Genomic DNA, 20,735 nt, shown 5'->3' on the forward strand with positions numbered 1-20,735 from the left:
CCTTCGTCCACCTGTTTCTTGCACCCCATTCTCCGGAGTGACACCGGGTGCCCCGTTTCCACTCGAAAGTGGGGGCCTGGAGGGTTTGGACGGCATGACTTCCGGAATGAGGAATGATCACTTCCGTGCATCCACAGATCTTTCGCACAGCCTGTGGATAACTTTTCCGGACGGTGGACTCCTGTGGACAATCACGCCCCAAGTCCCGTTCTCCACAAGGAAATCCGGTCAACCCGGCGCCCGTGCGGCGCCTCGATCCGGGGACTCCGCAGTGCTTCATTGACCCGCCGAAGGGGAGGTGCGCCCCGCGTACGGCAATAGCGGGTCGAGACCCGACACCACGCACCGGTAGCCTTGACCGCGTGATTGACCTTCGCCTGCTCCGTGAGGACCCCGACCGTGTGCGCGCCTCGCAGCGCGCCCGTGGAGAGGACGTCGCGCTCGTCGACTCCCTCCTGTCCGCCGACGAACGGCGCAGGTCGTCCGGCGTCCGCTTCGACGAGCTGCGCGCCGAGCAGAAGGGCCTCGGCAAGCTGATCGGCAAGGCCGCCGGGGACGAGAAGGCCGAGCTGCTCAAGCGGGCCGAGCAGCTCAAGACCGACGTCAGGGCCGCCGACGCCGAGCGCGACGCGGCCGACGCCGAGACCCAGGAGCTGCTCCAGCGGCTCGGCAACCTCGTCCACCCCGACGTGCCCGTCGGCGGCGAGGAGGACTTCGTCACGCTGGAGACGCACGGCACGCACCGCGACTTCGCCGCCGAGGGCTTCGAGCCCAGGGACCACCTGGAGCTGGGCCAGCTGCTCGGCGCCATCGACGTGGAGCGCGGCGCGAAGGTCTCCGGCTCGCGCTTCTACTTCCTGACCGGCGTGGGCGCCCTCCTGGAGCTGGCGCTGGTCAACGCGGCGATCGCACAGGCCACGGCGGCCGGCTTCACGCCGATGCTGACCCCGGCCCTGGTGCGCCCGCAGTCGATGGCCGGCACCGGCTTCCTCGGCCAGGCCGCCCAGGACGTCTACCACCTCGACAAGGACGACCTGTACCTGGTCGGCACGTCCGAGGTGCCGCTCGCCGCGTACCACATGGACGAGATCCTGGACGGCGACCGCCTGCCGCTGCGCTACGCCGGCTTCTCGCCCTGCTTCCGCCGCGAGGCGGGCTCGCACGGCAAGGACACCCGGGGCATCTTCCGTGTGCACCAGTTCGACAAGGTCGAGATGTTCTCCTACGTCCTCCCCGAGGACTCGCAGGCCGAGCACCAGCGCCTGCTGGAGTGGGAGAAGCAGTGGCTGACGTCGCTGGAGCTGCCGTTCCGGGTGATCGACGTGGCCTCGGCCGACCTGGGCTCCTCGGCCGCGCGCAAGTACGACTGCGAGGCGTGGATCCCGACCCAGGGCAAGTACCGCGAGCTGACCTCGACCTCGGACTGCACCGAGTTCCAGTCCCGCCGGCTGTCGATCCGCGTCCGCGAGGGCAAGAAGGTGCGCCCGCTGGCCACGCTCAACGGCACGCTGTGCGCCGTTCCGCGCACCATCGTGGCGATCCTGGAGAACCACCAGCAGGCCGACGGCTCGGTCCGCGTTCCCGAGGTGCTGCGCCCGTACCTGGGCGGCCGGGAGGTCCTGGAGCCGGTGGCCAAGTGACTGACACCGGCACCGCCACGGTCCCAGGCACCGGTTCCGCCGGGGGCTTCCCCTACCGGCTGATCGCCACCGACCTCGACGGCACACTGCTGCGCGGCGACGACACGATCTCGCGGCGCACCCGTGACGCGCTCGCCGCGGCCACCGCGGCGGGTGCCGCCCACATCGTGGTCACCGGGCGGGCGGTGCCCTGGACCCGGCACATCCTGGACGACCTCGGTTACGACGGGCTGGCCGTCTGCGGCCAGGGCGCGCAGGTCTACCACGCCGGGGAGCACCGGCTGCTGACCTCCGTGACCCTGGACCGGCAGCTGGCCGGGGTGGCGCTGGCCAAGATCGAGGCGGAGACCGGTCCGCTGTACCTGGCGGCGAGCCGGGACGGGCTGGAGGGCGACGTGCTGGTCGGCCCGGGCTACGCGGTCGGGGGCGACCTGCCGGCCGTGCCCTTCACCGACGCCTCCGACCTGTGGTCGGCGCCGCTGAACAAGATCTACATCCAGCATCCGACCCTGTCGGACGACGAGCTGGCCGAGACCGCCCGCCGCGCCGCGGGCGGCTTCGTCACCGTCGTCATGGCCGGGGCGGGCGTCGTCGAGCTGTTGCCCCTGGGGTTGTCGAAGGCCACGGGACTGTCGCTGGCGGCCCGTCGGCTCGGTCTGAAGGCCGCGGACACGATCGCGTTCGGCGACATGCCCAATGACGTCCCCATGTTCGGCTGGGCGGCCCGGGGTGTGGCGATGGCCAACGCCCACGAGGAGCTGAAGGCGGTGGCCGACGAGGTGACGTCCTCCAACGACGAGGACGGCATCGCCGTGGTCCTGGAGCGTCTGTCGGCCTGATGCCGACGCGGGGGCCCGGCTCCTCGCCTTGGCCCCGGCACACGGTCCGGACGGCGCCGGCGTCCCCGTCGGTCGGCCCACGCGGGGTGACCCGCGTGCTCGAAGCGGCCTCCCGTTGCGCCGGCGCCGTCCGTCCTCGTGCATCCCCCACAGTGCCGCTACGGGAAGCCGGGCGCCACCGATTAAAGCGGACGTACTCCGCGTTCCCGGCGGCTCGCGGTCACTCCTCCCCGGCGAGCGTCAGCGACCGCAGCTTCTGGCCGGCGTACCAGGTGGCGAGCACGGTCACCGCGGCGAGCAGCACCGTCGCGGTCGGCAGACCGACGTCGGAGGTCACCAGATTCCCGTCGGCGACCTTCTGGGCCACCGCCAGCGACCACTGCTGGACGCTCAGCGTGCGGGCCCCCGGCACCAGGGAGCCGAACAGGGCCTCCCAGACGAGCGCGTAGACGAGCCCGAAGACCACCGCGTGCCGGGACACCGTGCCCAGCAGCAGGAACAGCGCGGCGTAGGCGATGGAGGCGACCAGCGCGGCGATCGTGTAGGCGACGGCGACCTGCTGGCCGTTGCCGTTGAGGATCAGGCCCGCGAGCAGCGTGGGAACGGCGGAGAAGACCATCGTCACGGCTATGGCGACGATCAGCTTGGTGAAGATGATCGTCGGCCGCTTGATCGGCTTGGACAGCAGGTACACCACCGAGCCGTCGTCGATCTCCGGGCCGATGGCGCCGGTACCGGCGATGACGCCGATGATCGGCACCATGGTGGCGAGGGCGAACCCGCCCAGCACGTCGACCGAGGTCTGGTCGTCGGCTCCGGCGAGCGCGCGCACCGCGACGGCGATGACGAGCAGCAGCAGGGGGAGGACGCCCAGGATGAGGGCCCGGCGGCGGCCGAGCAGGGCCCGGTAGGTGAGTCGGGCGACTGTGGGGTCGTACATTCTTCGGCCTCCTACGCCGCGACGAGATACGAGAAGACGGACTCGAGGGACTCGTCGGACGGCGAGACCGTGAGCAGCCGGATGCCGTGGTCGCGGGCGACCTTCGGCAGCAGGACCGTGAACCGGCCGAAGTCGACGGCCTGGATACGCAGGGCACCCTCGGCGAGGTCGACCTCGATGCCGGAGGTCGACGGGTCGGCGATCAGCGCGGCCGCCAGGGCCCGGTCGTCGCTGGAACGCACCAGGTAGCGGTGCGGCCGGTCGGTCATCAGGCGACGGATCTTGCGGAAGTCGCCGCTGGCCGCGTGGCGTCCGGCGACGATGACCTCGATGTGCCAGGCGAGCTGCTCGACCTCTTCCAGGATGTGCGAGGAGAACAGCACGGTGCGGCCCTCGTCGCCCATGCGCCGCAGCAGGTCCATCAGCTGCATGCGCTGGCGCGGGTCCATGCCGTTGAACGGCTCGTCGAGCAGGAGCAGCGACGGCTGGTGGACGAGGGCGGACGCCATCTTCACGCGCTGACGCATGCCCTTGGAGTACGTGGCGATCTTCCGGTCCTGGGCGTAGGCCATCTCCACGGTGGCGAGGGCCTCGTCGGCCGCCCTGGCCCCCAGCCCGTGCAGTTCGGCGTTGGCGAGGACGAACTCGCGGCCGGTGAGGAAGTCGTACATCGCCTCCCGCTCGGGGACGATGCCGATGTGCTTGTAGATGTCCTCGTTGCGCCAGACCGGCTGGCCGTCGAGGGTGACGCTGCCGGTGGAGGGGGCCAGGAAGCCGCCCATCATGTTGATGAGGGTGGACTTTCCCGCTCCGTTGGGGCCGAGCAGGCCGGTGACTCCGGGGCCGATCGTCATGGTGATGTCGTTGACGGCGACCACGTTGCCGAACCAGCGGGAGACGTGGTCGATGTTCAGCGTGGTCACAGTCCCACCTTCTTGTAGCGGCGCATCAGCAGGCCGTAGGCACCGGCGATCAGGCCCAGGGTGACGAGGACGTAGACCGCGCCCTCGCCGTTGCTCGGGCCCACCCCGCCGGGGGAGGCGGAGGTGGCGCCCAGGAAGGCGGACTGCACTCCGTCGATGAGGGTGATCGGCGAGAACAGGCCTATCCAGGCGACGGCCCCGGAGCTGCCCTGGACGTCCGCGATGGCCTGGAGCGTGGAGACCGCGCCGTAGGTGATGGTCAGGACGGCGATGACGGCCGCGATGCCGAAGCCGCGGCGGGGGGTGACCGATGCGACGACCAGGCCGAGGCCGGCGAAGAGCAGGGAGAGCAGTGCCACGGAGACCAGTCCCTGGGCGAACCCCTTGGTCTGGTCCGCGAAGTCGAGTTTGGCGAGCAGTGCGCCCACGTAGAGCACCAGCAGGGGTGCGGCGGTGAGGATGAACAGGGCCGAGGCCATCGAGGCGTACTTGGCGCGCACGTAGTCGGAGGTCTCGATCGGCCGGGAGAAGTACAGCGGCACGGTCTTGAAGCGCAGGTCGCGCGAGACGGACTGGGGGGCCTGGGCCGCGACGTAGAGACTGATGACGGCCTGCAGGACGATCGCGTAGCGCGTGTAGTCCACGGGCAGGTCGTTGGCCTTGGTGGCGACGGCGACCGCGACCATGATGCCCGCCGGGAGGCACATCACCACGAAGAGCAGCATCGGCAGCACCTTGGACTTGGCCGAGCGGCCGAGGCCGTAGGCACCGCGCAGGGACTGCGAGTACAGCGAACGGCGGGCGTAGGCGCGGCCGAGGCGGGGGCCGTCGTAACTGCGGTAGCCGATGTTGTGGATGCGGGTCTGGTCACCCGGCACCGTGGCTGCGGGCTGTTCAGCTGCCATGGCCGACCGCCTCCTTCCGTGCTGCGTCGCTGTCGGTGAAGACCTCCGAGATGTGGTGCCGGCGCTGCTCCATGCGGACCAGGCCGAGGCCGAGGTCGGCTATGACGTCGCGGACCAGGTCGTAGGTCTCCTCGCCCGCCGAGGTGAGCAGCAGGACGTGGCCGGCGCCGGGCAGGCCGCTGCCGTCCTGGACGCTCACTCCGCGCGCGTCGAGCGCGTCGCGCACCGCGCGGGTGCCGTCGGGGTGCTCGTCGGTGTCGGTGACCTCGATCGCGAGGGTCGTGGTGGTCTGGGTGAAGTCCGTGGTGGAGCTGGAGCGCAGCAGCTTGCCGCCGTCCACGACGACGACGTGGTCGCAGGTGCGTTCCAGTTCGCCCAGCAGGTGCGAGGTGACCAGGACGGAGATGCCGAAGTCGGTGTGGATGCGGCGGATGAGGCCGAGCATCTCGTCGCGGCCGACCGGGTCGAGGCCGTTGGTCGGCTCGTCGAGAAAGACCAGCTGGGGGTCGTGCACCAGGGCCTGCGCGAGCTTCACGCGCTGCTTCATGCCCGTCGAGTAGCCGCCGATGGGGCGGTAGCGCTCCTCGTAGAGGCCTACGTGGCGCAGGGTGTCGGCGGTGCGCTCGCGGGCGGCGGTGGGCGGCAGGCCGGACATGCGTGCCATGTGGACGACGAACTCGGTGGCCGAGACGTCGGGTGGCAGGCAGTCGTGCTCCGGCATGTAGCCGACCCGCTCGCGGATGTCGGCGCCCTTGGTGGCGACATCGAGTCCGAGCACTTCGGCCCGGCCCTCGGTGGCGGGAGACAGACCCAGCAGGATCTTGATCAGGGTGGACTTGCCGGCGCCGTTGGCACCGACGAGTCCGGTCACACCGGGTCCGACGTCCACGGAGAGCCGGTCGAGCGCGGTCACCCGGGGGAACCGCTTGCTCAGGCTTTCGGTCGCGATCACAGTCACGTCAATGACAGTAGTGACGTCCGCCACTGCGGTCGTCAGACCGCAGAGCCGTCTTGGCGTCAGTCTCGAGTAGTACGGGCCCGTAGGGGATGCCGTACCTGAGAGCCACGGCACCGACTTCCGAGGCCGCACCGGCCACCCTATTGACGTTGGGTCTAACAACTGGGAGATTCGGCGGCGTCGTGTTACGGGCGAGTAGCACGGCCGGCGGCGGGGCTGTGGGCGGTCGAACCCCACCTCGGTTTCCGGGGTACGGGCGCGAAGTTCGAGGAGATCCTGGTCGACACCGACTCCGCGGATCCCGAGGAGAGCGCCTTCTGGCTGGACGACGATCTGCCGCACGTGCGGCGCTGGACGGAGGGGACATGACGGTGCTGGACGGTGCGCGGGAGCGCTGGGTGCGCACGGGCGGGGTCGAGCTGTGCGTGGCGGAGCTGGGCGATCCGCGGCGGCCCACGGTCGTCCTGGTGCACGGCTACCCGGACAGCAAGGAGGTCTGGTCCAAGGTCGCCGCCCGCCTGGCCGACGCCTTCCACGTGGTCCTCTACGACGTCCGCGGCCACGGCCGGTCGAGCGCGCCGAGCCCGCTGCGGGGCGGCTTCACGCTGGAGAAGCTGACGGACGACTTCCTGGCGGTGGCCGACGCGGTCAGCCCGGACCGCCCGGTGCACCTGGTGGGCCACGACTGGGGGTCGGTGCAGTCCTGGGAGTTCGTCACGGTCAAACGCACCGAGGGGCGCATCGCCTCCTTCACCTCGATGTCCGGGCCCTCCCTCGACCACTTCGGGCACTGGATCAACAAACGCCTCAGGCGTCCCACCCCGCGCCGGGTCGGACAGCTTCTCGGCCAGGGCGCCAAGTCCTGGTACGTCTACCTGCTGCACACCCCCGTGCTCCCGGAGCTGGCCTGGCGCGGCCCTCTCGGCAAGCGCTGGCCGGGCATCCTGGAGCGCGTCGAGAAGGTGCCCGGCGGCGACTACCCGACCTCCTCCCTGCCGTCGGACGCCGCGCACGGGGCATGGCTGTACCGGGACAACGTCCGGCCCCGGCTGCGCAGGCCGCGCGAGGACGCCTACGCGCACGCGCCCGTGCAGCTCATCACGCCCCTCGGCGACGCGTTCCTGTCGGAGCGGCTCTACGACGGCCTCGAGCTGTGGGCACCGCGGCTCACCCGGCGCACGCTGCCCGCGAAGCACTGGGTGCCGCGCACCCGGCCGGACCGGCTGGCGGACTGGATCACGGAGTTCGTCACCGCCACCGAGGACGGCCGGTCCGAGACGGCGGCGAACGGGAAGTACGCGGACCGCTTCGGCGGGCAGCTGGTCCTGGTCACCGGTGCGGGCAGCGGCATCGGGCGGGCGACGGCGTTCGCGTTCGCCGAGGCCGGAGCGCGCGTGGTGGCCGTCGACCGGGACGCCGGGGCCGCCGCCCGGACCGCGGAGCTGTCCCGGCTGATCGGTGCTCGGGACGCCTGGGCGGAGACCGTCGACGTCTCCGACGAGCAGGCCATGGAGAAGCTGGCGGCCAGGGTCGCCGCCGAGTACGGCGTGGTGGACGTGCTCGTGAACAACGCCGGGATCGGCCTGTCGGGCTCCTTCTTCGACACCACGCCGGAGGACTGGAAGAAGGTCCTCGACGTCAACCTGTGGGGCGTGATCCACGGCTGCCGTCTGTTCGGCCGGCAGATGGCCGAGCGCGGGCAGGGCGGCCACATCGTCAACACCGCGTCGGCGGCGGCCTTCCAGCCCTCCAGGGCACTGCCCGCCTACGGCACCTCGAAGGCGGCCGTGCTGATGCTGAGCGAGTGCCTGCGCGCCGAGCTGGCCGACCGGGGCATCGGCGTCACGGCGATCTGCCCCGGCCTGGTCAACACCAACATCACGTCCACCGCGCACTTCGCGGGCGTGGACGCCGAGGAGGAGAAGCGCCGGCAGCGGCGCACCGCCCGGCTGTACGGGGCGCGCAACTACCCGCCGGAGAAGGTGGCGGACGCCGTGCTGGAGGCGGTCGTGCGCAACAGGGCGGTGGTCCCGGTGACGCCTGAGGCGCGCGGCGCCCACCTCATGTCCCGGTTCGCACCCCGGATGCTGCGGCGCCTCGCCCGGGTGAAGCCGCCGGTGTAGTTTCCACAGGTTCCCCCAACCAGCCTGTGGATAACTCGACTTGACTGTGGATCAAACGCCGGCGACAAAATCGATCGCGTGACGCGCGTCTCACTAGGCAAGCTGATGCCATGCAACAAGAACGCACGGTGAAGGTGTCCAAGTACCTGTCGAAGCACCTGCGCCACCAGCCGGAGCGGATCGGGCTCACGCTCGACGAGGGCGGCTGGGTCGAGATCGACGCACTCGTCGCAGCGGCGGCGGCGCACGGCTTCCCCTTCACCCGCCAAGAGCTCGACCACGTGGTCGCCACCAACGACAAGCGGCGCTTCGCGGTGGAGGGCACCCGCATCAGGGCCAGCCAGGGCCACAGCGTCGAGGTGGATCTGCGGCTGCCCGTGGCCACCCCGCCGCCGTACCTCTACCACGGGACCGTGGCCCGGCATCTGGAGGCCATTCGGGCCGAGGGTCTGCGGCCGATGAACCGGCACGACGTCCACCTCTCGCCGGACCGCGAGACCGCGACCCGGGTCGGGGCCCGCCGCGGCCGACCGGTCGTCCTCCCGGTGGACGCCGCCGCCATGCACCGCGACGGACACGTCTTCCACGTCAGCGCGAACGGGGTCTGGCTGACGCAGCACGTGCCGTCCCGCTATCTGCGCTTTCCCGCTCCGCACTGACCCCGCATGATCGAGGGCATGGAGCACCTGCCCACCACCCAGTCCGCCGTCACCGCCCTCCGCGCCGTCGCCGCGGAGTACGCGCTGGAGATCGAGGTCACCGACGACATCGGCGCCGACCAGACCTCCCGTCACAGCGCCGCCGGGGTGGGGGTGACCACCGACAGCGACGGCTCTCTTCCGCACGAGGCGTTCGTCGAGTTCGGCGGCGTTCCCCGGGTGAGCGTCCGGCTCTTCCACGAGGGCGACGCCCTGCTCACCGTCGAGAACGTGGAGTTTCCCGACGTCGAACGCGACGACGTGCCCGCGTTCCTGCGCTCCGTCTTCGGCGGCCTGGCCCACGTCCAGGGCCGCCGCTTCCCGCCCGGATACCGCCTGATCGTTCCGCTGCCGGGCGACCGGGCCCACAAGGAACACGTGTCGATGCTCCTCCTCACACCGTGGCTGAGCAGCCGCGTACGGTGACGACAGAGGGTGTTTCACGTGAAACCGGGGGCAGCCGCTTAGGCTCGGAGACATGAGTCTGCGCCTGAGCACCGTGATCCTTCCGTACCGCCGCTGGCACGAGGGCGGCCGTTCGACGTGGACGCGCGCCGAGCAGCTCGGCTTCCACACCGCCTACACCTACGACCACCTCTCCTGGCGCAGCTTCCGGGACGGCCCGTGGTTCGGTGCCGTGCCGACCCTCACCGCCGCCGCGGCCGTCACCGAGCGGCTGCGTCTGGGCACGCTGGTCACCTCGCCGAACTTCCGGCATCCGGTGACGCTCGCCAAGGAACTGATCTCCCTCGACGACATCTCCGGCGGGCGGATCACCCTCGGCATAGGGGCGGGCGGCACCGGCTTCGACGCCACGGCGCTGGGCCAGGAGCCGTGGACGCCGCGCGAGCGGGCGGACCGGTTCGGCGAGTTCCTGCCGCTGCTCGACCGGCTACTGACCGAGGACGCCGTGTCGTACGAGGGCGACTTCTACTCGGCGCACGAGGCCCGCAACATCCCGGGGTGCGTACAGCGGCCCCGGCTGCCCTTCGCGGTCGCCGCGACCGGGCCACGGGGGCTGGCACTAGCCGCCCGCCACGGCCAGGCGTGGGTGACCACCGGTGACCCGAAGCTGTTCGAGAACGGCACCCCCCAGCAGTCGGACCGTGCGCTGCGGCAGCAGGGCGACCGGCTGGCCGACGCCTGTGCCGCGATCGGCCGCGAGGTGGGCGAGCTGGACCGGGTCCTCCTCACCGGCTTCACACCGGAGCGCAGCCGCCCGCTGGAGTCCGTGGACGCGTTCGTGGACTTCGCCGGACGCCACCGCGACCTGGGCTTCACCGAGCTGGTCGTCCACTGGCCGATCCCGGACTCGGACTTCGCCGCGGACGAGAAGGTTTTCGAGCGGATCGCGATGGAGGCACTGGCCCAGCTGAAGGAATGAGGGCGTTGGAATCGAGCGGAGACCGGGAGCCGGGCAGGAGAGCCGTAGCTCACATATGTGCGGAGCCGCGCACGGGCGTGCACGCATATGCGTGACAATGACCGGGTGACCTCAGCGACCCGACAGCCCGAGCCCCCGGCCGCCGCCACCCGCCCGCGACTCATCGCCACCGACCTCGACGGCACCCTGCTGCGCGACGACAAGTCGGTCTCCCCGCGTACGGTCGCCGCGCTGGCCGCCGCGGAGAAGGCAGGCATCGAGGTCTTCTTCGTCACCGGACGCCCCGCCCGCTGGATGGACGTCGTCAGCGCCCACGTCCACGGGCACGGCCTCGCCATCTGCGGAAACGGCGCCGCCGTGGTCGACCTGCACGGCGGCCCCGGCAGGCACAGGTTCGTGAAGGTCCGCGAGCTGGCGCAGGAGAACGCGCTGGACGCCGTGCGGCTGCTGCGGGAGGCGGCGCCCGGCACGGTGTTCGCGGTCGAGCAGACGTACGGCTTCCACCAGGAGCCGGCGTACCCGAAGCTGCACATGGAGGTCCCCGACGACCTTCTGCCCGCAGAGGAGATCCTGGCGCCGGGCGGGCGCGCCGCCACCGAGCCCGTCCTCAAGATCCTCGCCTTCCATCCGGAGCTCGACCCCGACGGCTTCCTCACGCTGGCCCGCCTCGCCATCGGCGACCGCGCCAACGTCACCCGGTCCAGCCCCAGCGCGCTGCTGGAGATCAGCGGCCCCGACGTCTCCAAGGCCAGCACGCTCGCCCTGTGCTGCGCCGAGCGCGGCATCTCGCACGAGGAGGTCGTGGCCTTCGGCGACATGCCGAACGACGTCGAGATGCTCACCTGGGCGGGCCGGTCGTACGCGATGGGCAACGCCCACCCGGACGTGATCGCCGCCGCCTCGGGGCGGACGGTCGCCAACAACGAGGACGGGGTGGCGGTCGTGATCGAGCGGATGCTGGCGGACCTGACCTGACCCTCCGCCCCGGCGGGCCGCCCGGTCCCGCGCCGCCCCCGGTGCCGTCACAGCGGTACCCCGCGTTGTGACAGCCACGGCACCGGGTCCAGTGCCGAGCCCATGTCCGGGGTGACCCGGACCTCGAAGTGCAGGTGGGGTCCGGTGGAGTTGCCGGTGCTGCCGGACTGCCCGATCCACTGCCCGGCGTCGACCCGGTCGCCCTGGTCGACGGCGACGGCGGCGAGATGGGCGTACTGCGTGTAGTAGCCGCCCGCGTGCTCGATGACGACCTGGATGCCGAAGGCCCCGCCGCAGGACACCTTCAGGACCCGGCCCGTGCCGACCGACCGCACCGGTGTCCCGACCGGCACCGCGAAGTCCTGGCCGGTGTGCCGGTGCGCCCACCGGGACCCGCCACTGCCGAAGGAAGCCGACAGCTCGTAGGCCTCGACCGGGGCCACCCAGGCCGGACCGGAGAGCACGTCCGGCTGGTCGAGGCGGACCGCGCCGGGGCACGCGCCGGCCGCGACGGAGGAGTCCGCCTGCCCCTCCAGCCGGGACCGCACCACCTCCAGCTTGCTCTCGATCTCCTTCTTCAGCTTCGCCAGGTCGGCGTTGCGCTTCTCCAGCGCCTGCCAGGCCGCCCGCGCCCCGGCCTCCTGGTCGGCGAGCCGGGCCTCGGCCCGCAGGTTCTTCCCGATCGCCCGGTCGACGGCCAGATTCGCCCGGGAGACGGCCCGCTGACCGCGCATCAGCTCCTCGGGGTCGTCGGCGAGCAGCATCCGCGCGGTGAGCGGGAGTCCGCCGCCGTCGCGGTACTGGGCGCGGGCGATGCGGCCCAGGTCCTCGTGCATGGCGTCGATCTTCTGCCGTTGCCCGTCGAGCCGGCGCTCGTACTCCAGGGCCTTCGACCGTTGCGCCTCGGCCTCTCGCCGCCCGTCCTCGTACTGCCGGGTGGCCTTCGCCGCGTCCTCGTACAGCCGCGCCACCTGCGGGCCGAGACCGGCCCCGGGCCCGGTGTCCCCGTCCATGCCGTCGGTGGGGCGGGCCGCGAGCAGGGCGAGTGCGCACAGCAGCACCGGAACCAGCAGCGAACGTCGGCGGGATGAGCGCATGTCAGCGATCGTGGACCTGCCCGGTGCCCCAGGTCTCGTTCAGGTCGTACGAGTGGGGGACCCGTTGCTGCACACGGCTCAGCGCGCCTGCTGCACACGGGGCAACGCGGCGTAGGCGGCACTCAGTGCGGCGCCTCCCACACCACCGTCGTGCCGCCGCCGCCCGCCCCGATGCCCGGCCCGAGCCGACTGGCGCCGCCCACGGTCTCGGCGCGGCGCTCGAGGTTGCGCAGCCCGCTGCGCCGGCCGCCCTCGGGAACGCCGACACCGTCGTCCGCGACGGTCAGCCGAACGCCCGGCCGGCCGTCCCGCAGGGTCGCCGTCGCGTCCACGACCACCTCGATCCGTTCGGCGTGGGCGTGCCGGAAGGCGTTGGACAGGGTTTCGCGCAGCGCGGCGATGAGGTTCTTGCCGGTCACGTCGCCGACGGCGGTGTCGACCGGGCCGACGAAACGGTGCGAGGGGGTGAAGCCCAGCGGGGCCGCGGCCATGGTGATCTCGCGCAGTACGCGGGTGCGCAGTCCAGTGGGCGCCTCGGCCGGCTGCTGGAGCGCGAAGATCGCCGAGCGGATCTCCTGGATGGTGACGTCGAGTTCGTCGACGGCTCCGCCGACCCCGTCGCGCACCTCGGGCACGGCCGACCTGCGCTGGGCGCTCTCCAGCATCATCCCCGTCGCGAACAGCCGCTGGATGACGAGGTCGTGCAGGTCCCGGGCGATCCGGTCCCGGTCCTCGTACACGGCGAGCCGTTCCCGGTCGCGCTGCGCCTCGGCCATCGTGAGCGCCAGTGCGGCCTGCGAGGCGAACCGGTCGCCGAGCGCGCGCTCCGTCCGGGTGAACGGGCGCTCCCCCCGGGCGCGCGGCATGACCAGGCTCCCGAGGACCTTCCCGTCCCGGCACAGCGGCACCAGCATGACCGGGCCGTAGGAGCGCGCGGGTCCGGCGTTCAGGCGGGGGTCGGTGGCGGCGTCGTCCACGAACACGGGCCGTCCGGCGAGCAGTTCCGCCACGATGCCGTTCTCCGGTGGGATGACCGCGCCGAGGGCGTTCGTGGGATGCGGCGCGTCGACGGCCACGATCTCCAGGCCGCCCCCGTCGGCCGGCAGCAGCACGATCCCGGCGGCCGCGCCGGAGAGGCGACGGGCCTGCTCGGCGACGGTCTGCAGGGCGTCGTCCGTGTCGCCGCCGGACAGCAGGGCGGTGGTGACGGCGACCGATCCGTCGATCCACCGCTCCCGCTGCTGCGCGGCCTCGTGCAGTCGCGCGTTGCCGATGGCGATACCGGCCTCCGTGGCCAGGACCCGGACCATGGCGAGATCGTGGTCGTCGAAGGGCTCACCCGCGTGCTTGTCGGTCAGGTAGAGGTTGCCGAAGATCTCGCCCTGCACACGGATGGGGACGCCCAGGAAACTGCGCATCGGCGGATGGTGCTCGGGAAAGCCGCACGAGCGCGGGTCCCGGGTCAGGTCGGTCAGCCGGACCGGCTCGGGATCGCGGATGAGCGCGCCGAGCAGTCCCTTGCGGCCGTCCGGGAGGTGGCCGACGCGCCGTACCGTCGCCTCGTCCAGGCCGTGGTGCACGAAGTCGGCGAGGCCGTCGCCGTCCTCGTCGACGACGCCGATGGCCGCGTACCGGGCGTGCGCCAGGTCGGCGGCCGTCTCGCAGATCCGGCGCAGTGTGGAGTGCAGCTCCAGTCCGCTGCCGACGGACCGCATGGCGTCCAGCAGTTTCGGCACCCGGGCCAGTAGTTCGGCCGAGGCCTCCGCACGGGGCGGCGGGGAGCCGGAAGGCGGCACTGGGGGCATGACCCGAGCCTAATGAGACCTTTTTGTTCAGGAAAGTCGTATTACGGAAGATTTTCGCAGACCGAGGCCGGGCCGACCGGTCACACCGCTCCCACCAGCAGTTCCGCCGCCGCCTCCCGCCCGGCCATCTCCCGCAGCGGCCCCGGCACCGCCGCCAGCTCCGCGTACGTACCGCGCTGCACGACCCGGCCCCGGTCCAGGACGATCACCTCGTCCACGGCCCGCAGTCCCGCCAGCCGGTGCGTGATCAGCAGGCTCGTACGGCCCTCGGTGGCGGCCAGCAGGTCGGCGGTGAGCGCGTCGGCCGTCGGCAGGTCGAGGTGCTCGGCCGGCTCGTCGAGCACGAGGACGGGGAAGTCGGCGAGCAGCGCCCGGGCCAGGGCGAGCCGTTGGCGCTGGCCACCGGACAACCGGGCCCCGTGCTCGCCGACCAGCGTGTCCAGACCGTCGGGCAGGCTGTCGGCCCACTCCAGCAGCCGGGCCCGGGCCAGCGCGTCGCGCAGCTCGGCCTCGGTGGCGTCCTTCCTGGCCAGCAGCAGGTTCTCGCGGACCGAGCTGTCGAAGAGGTGCGCGTCCTGGGCGCACAGCCCGACGAGGCGCCGTACGTCGTCGCCGGCCAGGGCGTAGGCGTCGACACCGGCCAGCGTGTAGGAGCCCGCCGCCGAGTCGAGGAAGCGCAGCAGCACCTGGGCGAGGGTGGTCTTGCCGGACCCGGAGGGTCCGACCACGGCGACGCGGCGCCCCTGCGCCAGGGTCAGGTCGACCCCCGCCAGCGCGTCCCTGTCCTGCCCGGGGTACCGCGCGGCCAGCCCTTCGATGACCACCGGGAACGGCGAGGCGGGCGCCTGCCTGGGCAGCTCCGGCTCCCGTACCGGATCCGGCGCGTCGAGCACCTCGTACACGCGCTCGGCACTCCTGCGCACACGCTGGCGGTACTGCACGGCGAGCGGCAGTCCGAGGACGGCCTCGAAGGCGGCCAGCGGGGTCAGGACGACGACGGCCACGGCCACGCCGGCGAGTCGGCCGTCGGTGACCGCCTGAACTCCGACGAGGGCGGCGCCCGCGACGGTCAGGCCGGAGACCAGCGCGGTGAGCCCGTCGCCCAGCGCGGTGGCCGTGGCGGCGCGCGAGGCGATCCGGGTGAGAGTGCCGTCGGCCCGCCGGGCCCCGGCGGCACGACCGGGCAGGGCACCGGCGACGGTCAGCTCGGCGGTACCGGTGAGCAGCTCCGTCACCCGGGTGGCGAGCACACCCCTGGCGGGGGCCAGCCGGCGCTCCGCGCGCCGTGCCACGGCCGCGGTGAGCAGCGGAACGCCGACACCGGCCGCGAGCAGGCCGACCGCGAGCACGACGCCCGCCTCCGGCAGCAGCCAGGCCGTGAACCCGACCGAGGCGGCGGAGACGACCAGTGCGCTTCCGGCGGGCAGCAGCCAGCGCAGCCAGTAGTCCTGCAAGGCGTCGACGTCGGCGACGAGCCGGGACAGCAGGTCGCCCCGGCGGCTGTGCCGCAGCCCGGCCGGGGCCAGCCGCTCCAGCCGCCGGTACACGGCGACCCGCGTGTCGGCGAGCATCCGCAGCACGGCGTCGTGCGACACCAGCCGCTCCGCGTAGCGGAACACGGCCCGCCCGATGCCGAAGGCCCGCGTCGCCGTCACGGCCACCATCAGATACAGCACCGGCGGCTGCTCGGAGGCCCGCGAGATGAGGTACCCGGAGGTCGCCATCAGGCCGACGGCGCTGCCCAGCGCCAGACTGCTGAGCAGCAGCGCGAGGCCGAGCCGCCCACGCCGGGCGCCGGACATGGCGCGGACCCGGGACAGCACGCCTCCCCGCGCCTTCGCGGCGGGCTCGGCGGACGCGGTGGCGGGCTCGTCGACGGGGCCCGGAGCGGCGGTGCGCGGGACGTCCTGGGCGACGACCGGCGACCCGCTGGTGTGCTCGGCCCCGGCGAGGCCCGCCGGCGCGTCCAGCCGCACCACCCGGTCGGCGACCTCCAGCAGCGCCGGACGGTGCACCACCAGCAGGACCGTACGTCCCTGCGCCAGTCTGCGGACGGCGTCCACGACCTCCGCCTCGGTGGCCCCGTCCAGGGCCGCCGTCGGCTCGTCGAGCAGCAGCACCGGCCGGTCCGCGAGAAACGCCCGGGCCAGCGCCAGCCGCTGCCGCTGCCCCGCGGACAGGCCGGTTCCGTCCTCCCCGAGGACGGTCGCCGTGCCCTCGGGCAGCGCGTCCACGAACTCCAGGGCGCCCGCGTCCCGCAGGGCCCGGCGTACCGCGGTGTCGTCGGCGTCGGGCCGGGCCAGCCGGACGTTCTCCGCGATGGTGCCTGCGTACAGGTGCGGGTGCTGGGGCACCCAGGCGACGCGGGCGTGCCACTGCGCGACATCGAGCGAGGCGAGGTCGGCTCCCCCGACCCGGACCCGCCCACCGGTCGGGGGAACGAAGCCGAGCAGGGCGTTCAGGAGCGTCGACTTGCCCGCACCGCTGGGACCGACGAGCGCGACCGTCTCCCCGGGCTCGACGGTGAAGTCCACGTCCGTGACGGCCGCCGCGGCACGTCCGGGATAGCGGACCGTCAGGCCCTCGAAACGCAGCGCATTGTCCGCCGGAACCGGACCGGTCCCCGAGGCCGGTACCGGACGCTCCAGCACCGTGAAGATGTCCTCGGCGGCGGCGAGGCCCTCGGCCGCCGCGTGGTACTGCGCCCCCACCTGCCGCAGCGGCAGATAGGCCTCCGGCGCGAGGACGAGCACGACCAGGCCGTCGTACAACGCCATGTCCCCGTGGACCAGGCGCATGCCGATGGTGACGGCGACGAGCGCGACGGACAGCGTGGCAAGCAGTTCCAGGGCGAAGGACGACAGGAAGGCGATCCGCAGCGTCCGCATGGTCGCCTGGCGGTACTCGCCGGTGATGCGCTTGATCGACTCGGCCTGTGCCTTGGCCCGGCCGAAGACCTTCAGCGTGGGCAGCCCCGCGACCACGTCCAGGAAGTGTCCCGACAGCCGCGACAGCAGCCGCCACTGGCGGTCCATCCGGGACTGGGTGGCCCAGCCGATCAGCATCATGAAGACCGGAATGAGGGGCAGGGTGCCGACGATGATGGCCGCCGAGACCCAGTCCTCGGTCACGATGCGGGCCAGCACCGCCACGGGCACGACGACCGCGAGGCCCAGTTGCGGCAGATAGCGCGAGAAGTAGTCGTCGAGGGCGTCGACGCCCCGGGTGGCGAGGGCGACCAGGGAGCCGGTCCGCTGTCCGTCCAGCCAGCCGGGACCGAGCGCGGTCGCCCGTTCCAGCAGTCGGCCCCGCAGCTCCGACTTGACCGCCGCGCTCGCGCGGTGCGCGGCCAGTTCGGTGAGCCAGCCGACCAGCGCCCGGCCACAGGCGACGGCCACCAACAGCAGCAGCGGGGTGCGGAGTCCGGCGGCCGTCGTGCCGTGCTGGAAGGCGCCGACCACCACCTCGGCGATGAGCATGGCCTGGGCGACGAGCAGTCCGGCCCCGACGGCGCCCAGGGCGACGACCGCCGCCAGGAAGAGCCTGGTGGCGCGGGCGTACCGCAGAAGACGTGGATCGATGGGTTTCACGTGAAACAGGCCTTCCTGCCCGGCGGGATGCGTTCCGACGTTTCGCTTCGTTTCACGTGAAACGCATCCCGGGACTCAGTGCGCGGCGTCGGCGAGGTGCTGGGTGCCGATGCGCTTGCGGAACACCCAGTACGTCCAGCCCTGGTAGAGCAGGACGACCGGGGTGGCGATCACGGCCAGCCAGGTCATGATCTTCAGCGTGTAGGCGCTGGACGAGGCGTTGGTGACGGTGAGGCTCCAGTCCGCGTTCAGCGTCGACGGCATGACGTTCGGGAAGAGCGTCAGGAAGAGCATCGCCACGGCCGCCACGATGGTGACGCCGGACAGGGCGAACGACCAGCCCTCACGCCCGGCCTGGTTCGCCATCAGGGCGGCGACCAGGGCGGCGACGGCCACCACCAGGGCGACCAGGCTCTTGGCGTCCCCGCTGTCGGCCTGTGTCCAGAGCAGGAAGGCCAGGGCCAGCACGGCCGTGACCAGACCGACCCGCAGCGCCAGGGTCCGCGCCCGCTCACGGATCTCACCGACGGTCTTGAGCGCGGTGAACACCGTGCCGTGGAAGGTGAACAGCGTCAGCGTCACCAGACCGCCGAGGAGGGCGTAGGGGTTGAGCAGGTCCCAGACCGAACCGACGTACTCCAGGTCCCGGTCGATCTCCACGCCGTGGACGATGTTGCCGAAGGCCACGCCCCACAGGAACGCGGGGATCAACGAGGTCCAGAAGATCGCCGTCTCCCAGTTGCGCTGCCAGTTCTCCTCGGGCCGCTTCACGCGGTACTCGAAGGCGACCCCGCGGACGATCAGGCAGACCAGGATGACCAGCAGTGGAAGGTAGAACCCGGAGAAGAGCGTGGCGTACCACTCGGGGAAGGCGGCGAAGGTGGCACCGCCCGCCGTGAGCAGCCACACCTCGTTGCCGTCCCACACGGGGCCGATCGTGTTGATCAGCACCCGCTTCTCGGCCCGGTTCCGGGCGAGCAGCTTGGTCAGCACACCCACCCCGAAGTCGAAGCCCTCCAGGAAGAAGTAGCCGGTCCACAGGACGGCGATCAGAACGAACCAGACGTCGTGCAGTTCCATGACTGTGCAGCTCCCTCGGCCTAGTACGAGAAGGCCATCGGCTTGTCGGCGTCACGGAGATCGCCGCCGATCTTCGTGGGCGGGTTGAGGTCGGCCTCGGTCAGCTCGGGCGGCCCGGCCTTCACGTACTTCGCCAGGAGCTTGACCTCGATGACGGCCAGGACGGCGTACAGCAGGGTGAAGACGGACATCGAGATGATGACCTCGGCCGTGGAGACGCCGGGGGAGACCGCGTCCCGGGTCTGCATCACGCCGTAGACCACCCAGGGCTGGCGGCCCATCTCCGTGAAGATCCAGCCCCAGGAGTTGGCGATCAGGGGGAACGCCATCGTCCACAGCGCCAGCAGCCAGTACATCCGGGAGAGCCTCGACCCGAGCGGCTTCTTCAGCAGCACCAGGTGCGGCACCTCGTCCTCCCCGGTACGCAGGGCCGGTGGCAGCAGGAACCGCTTCCGCGTCAGCCACAGGCCCAGCAGGCCGAGGGAGAAGGACGCCATGCCGAAGCCGATCATCCACCGGAAGCCCCAGTAGGCGACGGGGACGATGGGCTTGTAGTCACCGGGCCCGAACTGCTCCTGGAGGGCCTTGTTGGTGTCGTTGATGCCGGGCACGTAGGACTCGAAGTCGCTGTGGGCGAGGAAGGAGAGCAGTCCGGGGATCTCCAGGGCGACCTTGTTGTGCCCCTTGTCCACGTCTCCGTAGGCGAACACCGAGAACGGTGCCGGCTTCTCGCCGTCCCACAGGGCCTCGGCGGCGGCCATCTTCATCGGCTGCTGCTCGTACATGACCTTGCCGAGGGTGTCGCCGCTGACCGCGGTGAGCAGGCCGCCGACCGCCAGGGTCACCAGGCCGAGCCGGAGCGAGGTCCGCATCACCGGGATGTGCTTCTTGCGCATCAGGTGGAAGGCGGCGATGCCGACCATGAAGGCGCCGCCGGTGAGGAAGGCCGCCGAGAAGCTGTGGAAGACCTGGTTGAGGGTGGTGTTCTGGGTGAGGACCTGCCAGAAGTCGGTGAGCTCGGCGCGGCCCTTCTCCTCGTTGATCCGGTAGCCGACGGGGTGCTGCATCCAGGAGTTGGCCGCGAGGATGAAGTACGCCGACAACAGCGTGCCGATCGAGACCATCCAGATGCAGGCCAAGTGGATCTTCTTGGGCAGCTTGTCCCAGCCGAAGATCCACAGGCCGATGAAGGTGGACTCGAAGAAGAAGGCGATCAGCGCCTCGAAGGCGAGCGGGGCACCGAAGACATCACCGACGAAGCGGGAGTAGTCGGACCAGTTCATACCGAACTGGAACTCCTGCACGATGCCGGTGACGACACCCATCGCAATGTTGATCAGGAAGAGCTTGCCCCAGAACTTGGTCGCCCTGAGGTACTTCTCCTTCTCCGTGCGGACCCAGGCGGTCTGCAGTCCGGCCGTGAGGGCGGCCAGCGAGATCGTCAGCGGGACGAACAGGAAGTGGTAGACGGTCGTGATGCCGAACTGCCATCGCGCCAGCGTCTCCGGCGCCAGAGCCAGGTCCACGTCTTCACTCTCCTCACATCGCCACACCACCGTGGTCAGCGGCAGTTTGAGCGTGTTTGTCACACCCATCGCGGGCGTAATCGGGACACGCTTGTGAACGCGTTCACATTCACAAGCAATTATGACCTACTGCTTTTCGACACCGGAAGGGGGGTCCCCTGTGACGTCGACCCCTCCGCCGGAACTTCGACAAACCGTTGAATCCGAGAGGTGGACGACGCCCCCGTGGCATGCGAAAGCGCGGGACGGCAG

16 protein-coding genes and 1 pseudogene are annotated in these 20,735 nt (G+C 71.5%); 8 read left to right on the top strand and 9 right to left on the bottom strand.

Annotated features, from left to right (window positions below; genetic code table 11):
- Window positions 1-362: 362 nt before the first annotated feature.
- Both serS and Sru02f_RS37740 read left to right on the top strand, forming a co-directional pair.
- Complete coding sequence (serS, locus tag Sru02f_RS37735; RefSeq protein WP_109029110.1) at window positions 363-1,640, top strand: serine--tRNA ligase; 1,278 nt, start codon at window positions 363-365, stop codon at window positions 1,638-1,640.
- Window positions 1,637-2,479 (top strand): HAD family hydrolase, encoded by an 843-nt coding sequence (locus tag Sru02f_RS37740; RefSeq protein WP_109029111.1) that lies wholly within the window; start codon window positions 1,637-1,639, stop codon window positions 2,477-2,479. The genes serS and Sru02f_RS37740 overlap by 4 nt, the downstream gene beginning before the upstream one ends.
- 220 nt (window positions 2,480-2,699) lie before the next feature.
- On the opposite strand, the gene Sru02f_RS37745 is transcribed toward Sru02f_RS37740, so the two are convergent.
- The 4 genes from Sru02f_RS37745 to Sru02f_RS37760 are packed head-to-tail and all read right to left on the bottom strand — an operon-like array spanning window position 2,700 to window position 6,199.
- Window positions 2,700-3,419 (bottom strand): ABC transporter permease, encoded by a 720-nt coding sequence (locus tag Sru02f_RS37745; protein ID WP_003974984.1) that lies wholly within the window; start codon window positions 3,417-3,419, stop codon window positions 2,700-2,702.
- An 11-nt stretch (window positions 3,420-3,430) separates the two neighbouring features.
- Entirely contained in the window at window positions 3,431-4,342 is a 912-nt protein-coding gene (locus Sru02f_RS37750; RefSeq protein ID WP_003974985.1) for an ABC transporter ATP-binding protein, read from the bottom strand.
- Window positions 4,339-5,247 (bottom strand): hypothetical protein, encoded by a 909-nt coding sequence (locus tag Sru02f_RS37755; RefSeq protein ID WP_109029112.1) that lies wholly within the window; start codon window positions 5,245-5,247, stop codon window positions 4,339-4,341. Before Sru02f_RS37755 ends, Sru02f_RS37750 begins: the two co-directional genes overlap by 4 nt.
- Window positions 5,237-6,199, bottom strand: coding sequence for an ABC transporter ATP-binding protein (locus Sru02f_RS37760; RefSeq protein WP_109029113.1), 963 nt, complete (start codon window positions 6,197-6,199; stop codon window positions 5,237-5,239). The genes Sru02f_RS37755 and Sru02f_RS37760 overlap by 11 nt, the downstream gene beginning before the upstream one ends.
- A 210-nt stretch (window positions 6,200-6,409) precedes the next feature.
- Here Sru02f_RS37760 and Sru02f_RS37765 point away from each other — a divergent pair.
- The 6 genes and pseudogenes from Sru02f_RS37765 to Sru02f_RS37790 all read left to right on the top strand — a co-directional run.
- Window positions 6,410-6,574, top strand: a pseudogene (locus Sru02f_RS37765) (M24 family metallopeptidase); the annotation flags it as partial.
- Window positions 6,571-8,328, top strand: coding sequence for an SDR family oxidoreductase (locus Sru02f_RS37770; protein WP_109029114.1), 1,758 nt, complete (start codon window positions 6,571-6,573; stop codon window positions 8,326-8,328). The pseudogene Sru02f_RS37765 and the gene Sru02f_RS37770, both read left to right, overlap by 4 nt.
- A 110-nt stretch (window positions 8,329-8,438) precedes the next feature.
- On the top strand, window positions 8,439-8,987 hold the full coding sequence (locus Sru02f_RS37775; RefSeq protein ID WP_109029115.1) for an RNA 2'-phosphotransferase: 549 nt from the start codon (window positions 8,439-8,441) through the stop codon (window positions 8,985-8,987).
- A gap of 6 nt (window positions 8,988-8,993) precedes the next feature.
- Window positions 8,994-9,452: a hypothetical protein gene (locus Sru02f_RS37780; protein WP_109029116.1), complete on the top strand. Its 459-nt coding sequence runs from the start codon at window positions 8,994-8,996 to the stop codon at window positions 9,450-9,452.
- A 52-nt stretch (window positions 9,453-9,504) separates the two neighbouring features.
- The gene (locus tag Sru02f_RS37785; RefSeq protein ID WP_109029117.1) at window positions 9,505-10,410 is read left to right on the top strand and encodes an LLM class flavin-dependent oxidoreductase; all 906 of its coding nucleotides are present in this window, start codon (window positions 9,505-9,507) and stop codon (window positions 10,408-10,410) included.
- Window positions 10,411-10,497: 87 nt separating this feature from the next.
- Window positions 10,498-11,385 (top strand): HAD-IIB family hydrolase, encoded by an 888-nt coding sequence (locus Sru02f_RS37790; RefSeq protein ID WP_164278702.1) that lies wholly within the window; start codon window positions 10,498-10,500, stop codon window positions 11,383-11,385.
- A 47-nt stretch (window positions 11,386-11,432) separates the two neighbouring features.
- Here the strand turns inward: Sru02f_RS37790 and Sru02f_RS37795 are convergent, their stop codons facing one another.
- From Sru02f_RS37795 to Sru02f_RS37815, 5 genes are all read right to left on the bottom strand, one after another.
- Window positions 11,433-12,482 (bottom strand): M23 family metallopeptidase, encoded by a 1,050-nt coding sequence (locus tag Sru02f_RS37795; protein ID WP_109029119.1) that lies wholly within the window; start codon window positions 12,480-12,482, stop codon window positions 11,433-11,435.
- Window positions 12,483-12,604: 122 nt separating this feature from the next.
- On the bottom strand, window positions 12,605-14,287 hold the full coding sequence (locus Sru02f_RS37800; protein WP_109029120.1) for a sensor histidine kinase: 1,683 nt from the start codon (window positions 14,285-14,287) through the stop codon (window positions 12,605-12,607).
- An 80-nt stretch (window positions 14,288-14,367) separates the two neighbouring features.
- Window positions 14,368-17,877 (bottom strand): thiol reductant ABC exporter subunit CydD, encoded by a 3,510-nt coding sequence (gene cydD / locus Sru02f_RS37805; RefSeq protein WP_109029121.1) that lies wholly within the window; start codon window positions 17,875-17,877, stop codon window positions 14,368-14,370.
- Window positions 17,878-17,952: 75 nt separating this feature from the next.
- Window positions 17,953-18,957 carry a cytochrome d ubiquinol oxidase subunit II gene (gene cydB, locus Sru02f_RS37810; protein ID WP_003974997.1) on the bottom strand — a complete coding sequence of 335 codons (1,005 nt, stop codon included), beginning with the start codon at window positions 18,955-18,957 and terminating at the stop codon, window positions 17,953-17,955.
- Window positions 18,958-18,977: 20 nt separating this feature from the next.
- Complete coding sequence (locus Sru02f_RS37815) at window positions 18,978-20,483, bottom strand: cytochrome ubiquinol oxidase subunit I (RefSeq protein WP_109029122.1); 1,506 nt, start codon at window positions 20,481-20,483, stop codon at window positions 18,978-18,980.
- Window positions 20,484-20,735 lie beyond the last annotated feature (252 nt).

It is taken from the genome of Streptomyces rubrogriseus (genome assembly GCF_027947575.1).
Taxonomy (GTDB): domain Bacteria; phylum Actinomycetota; class Actinomycetes; order Streptomycetales; family Streptomycetaceae; genus Streptomyces; species Streptomyces rubrogriseus.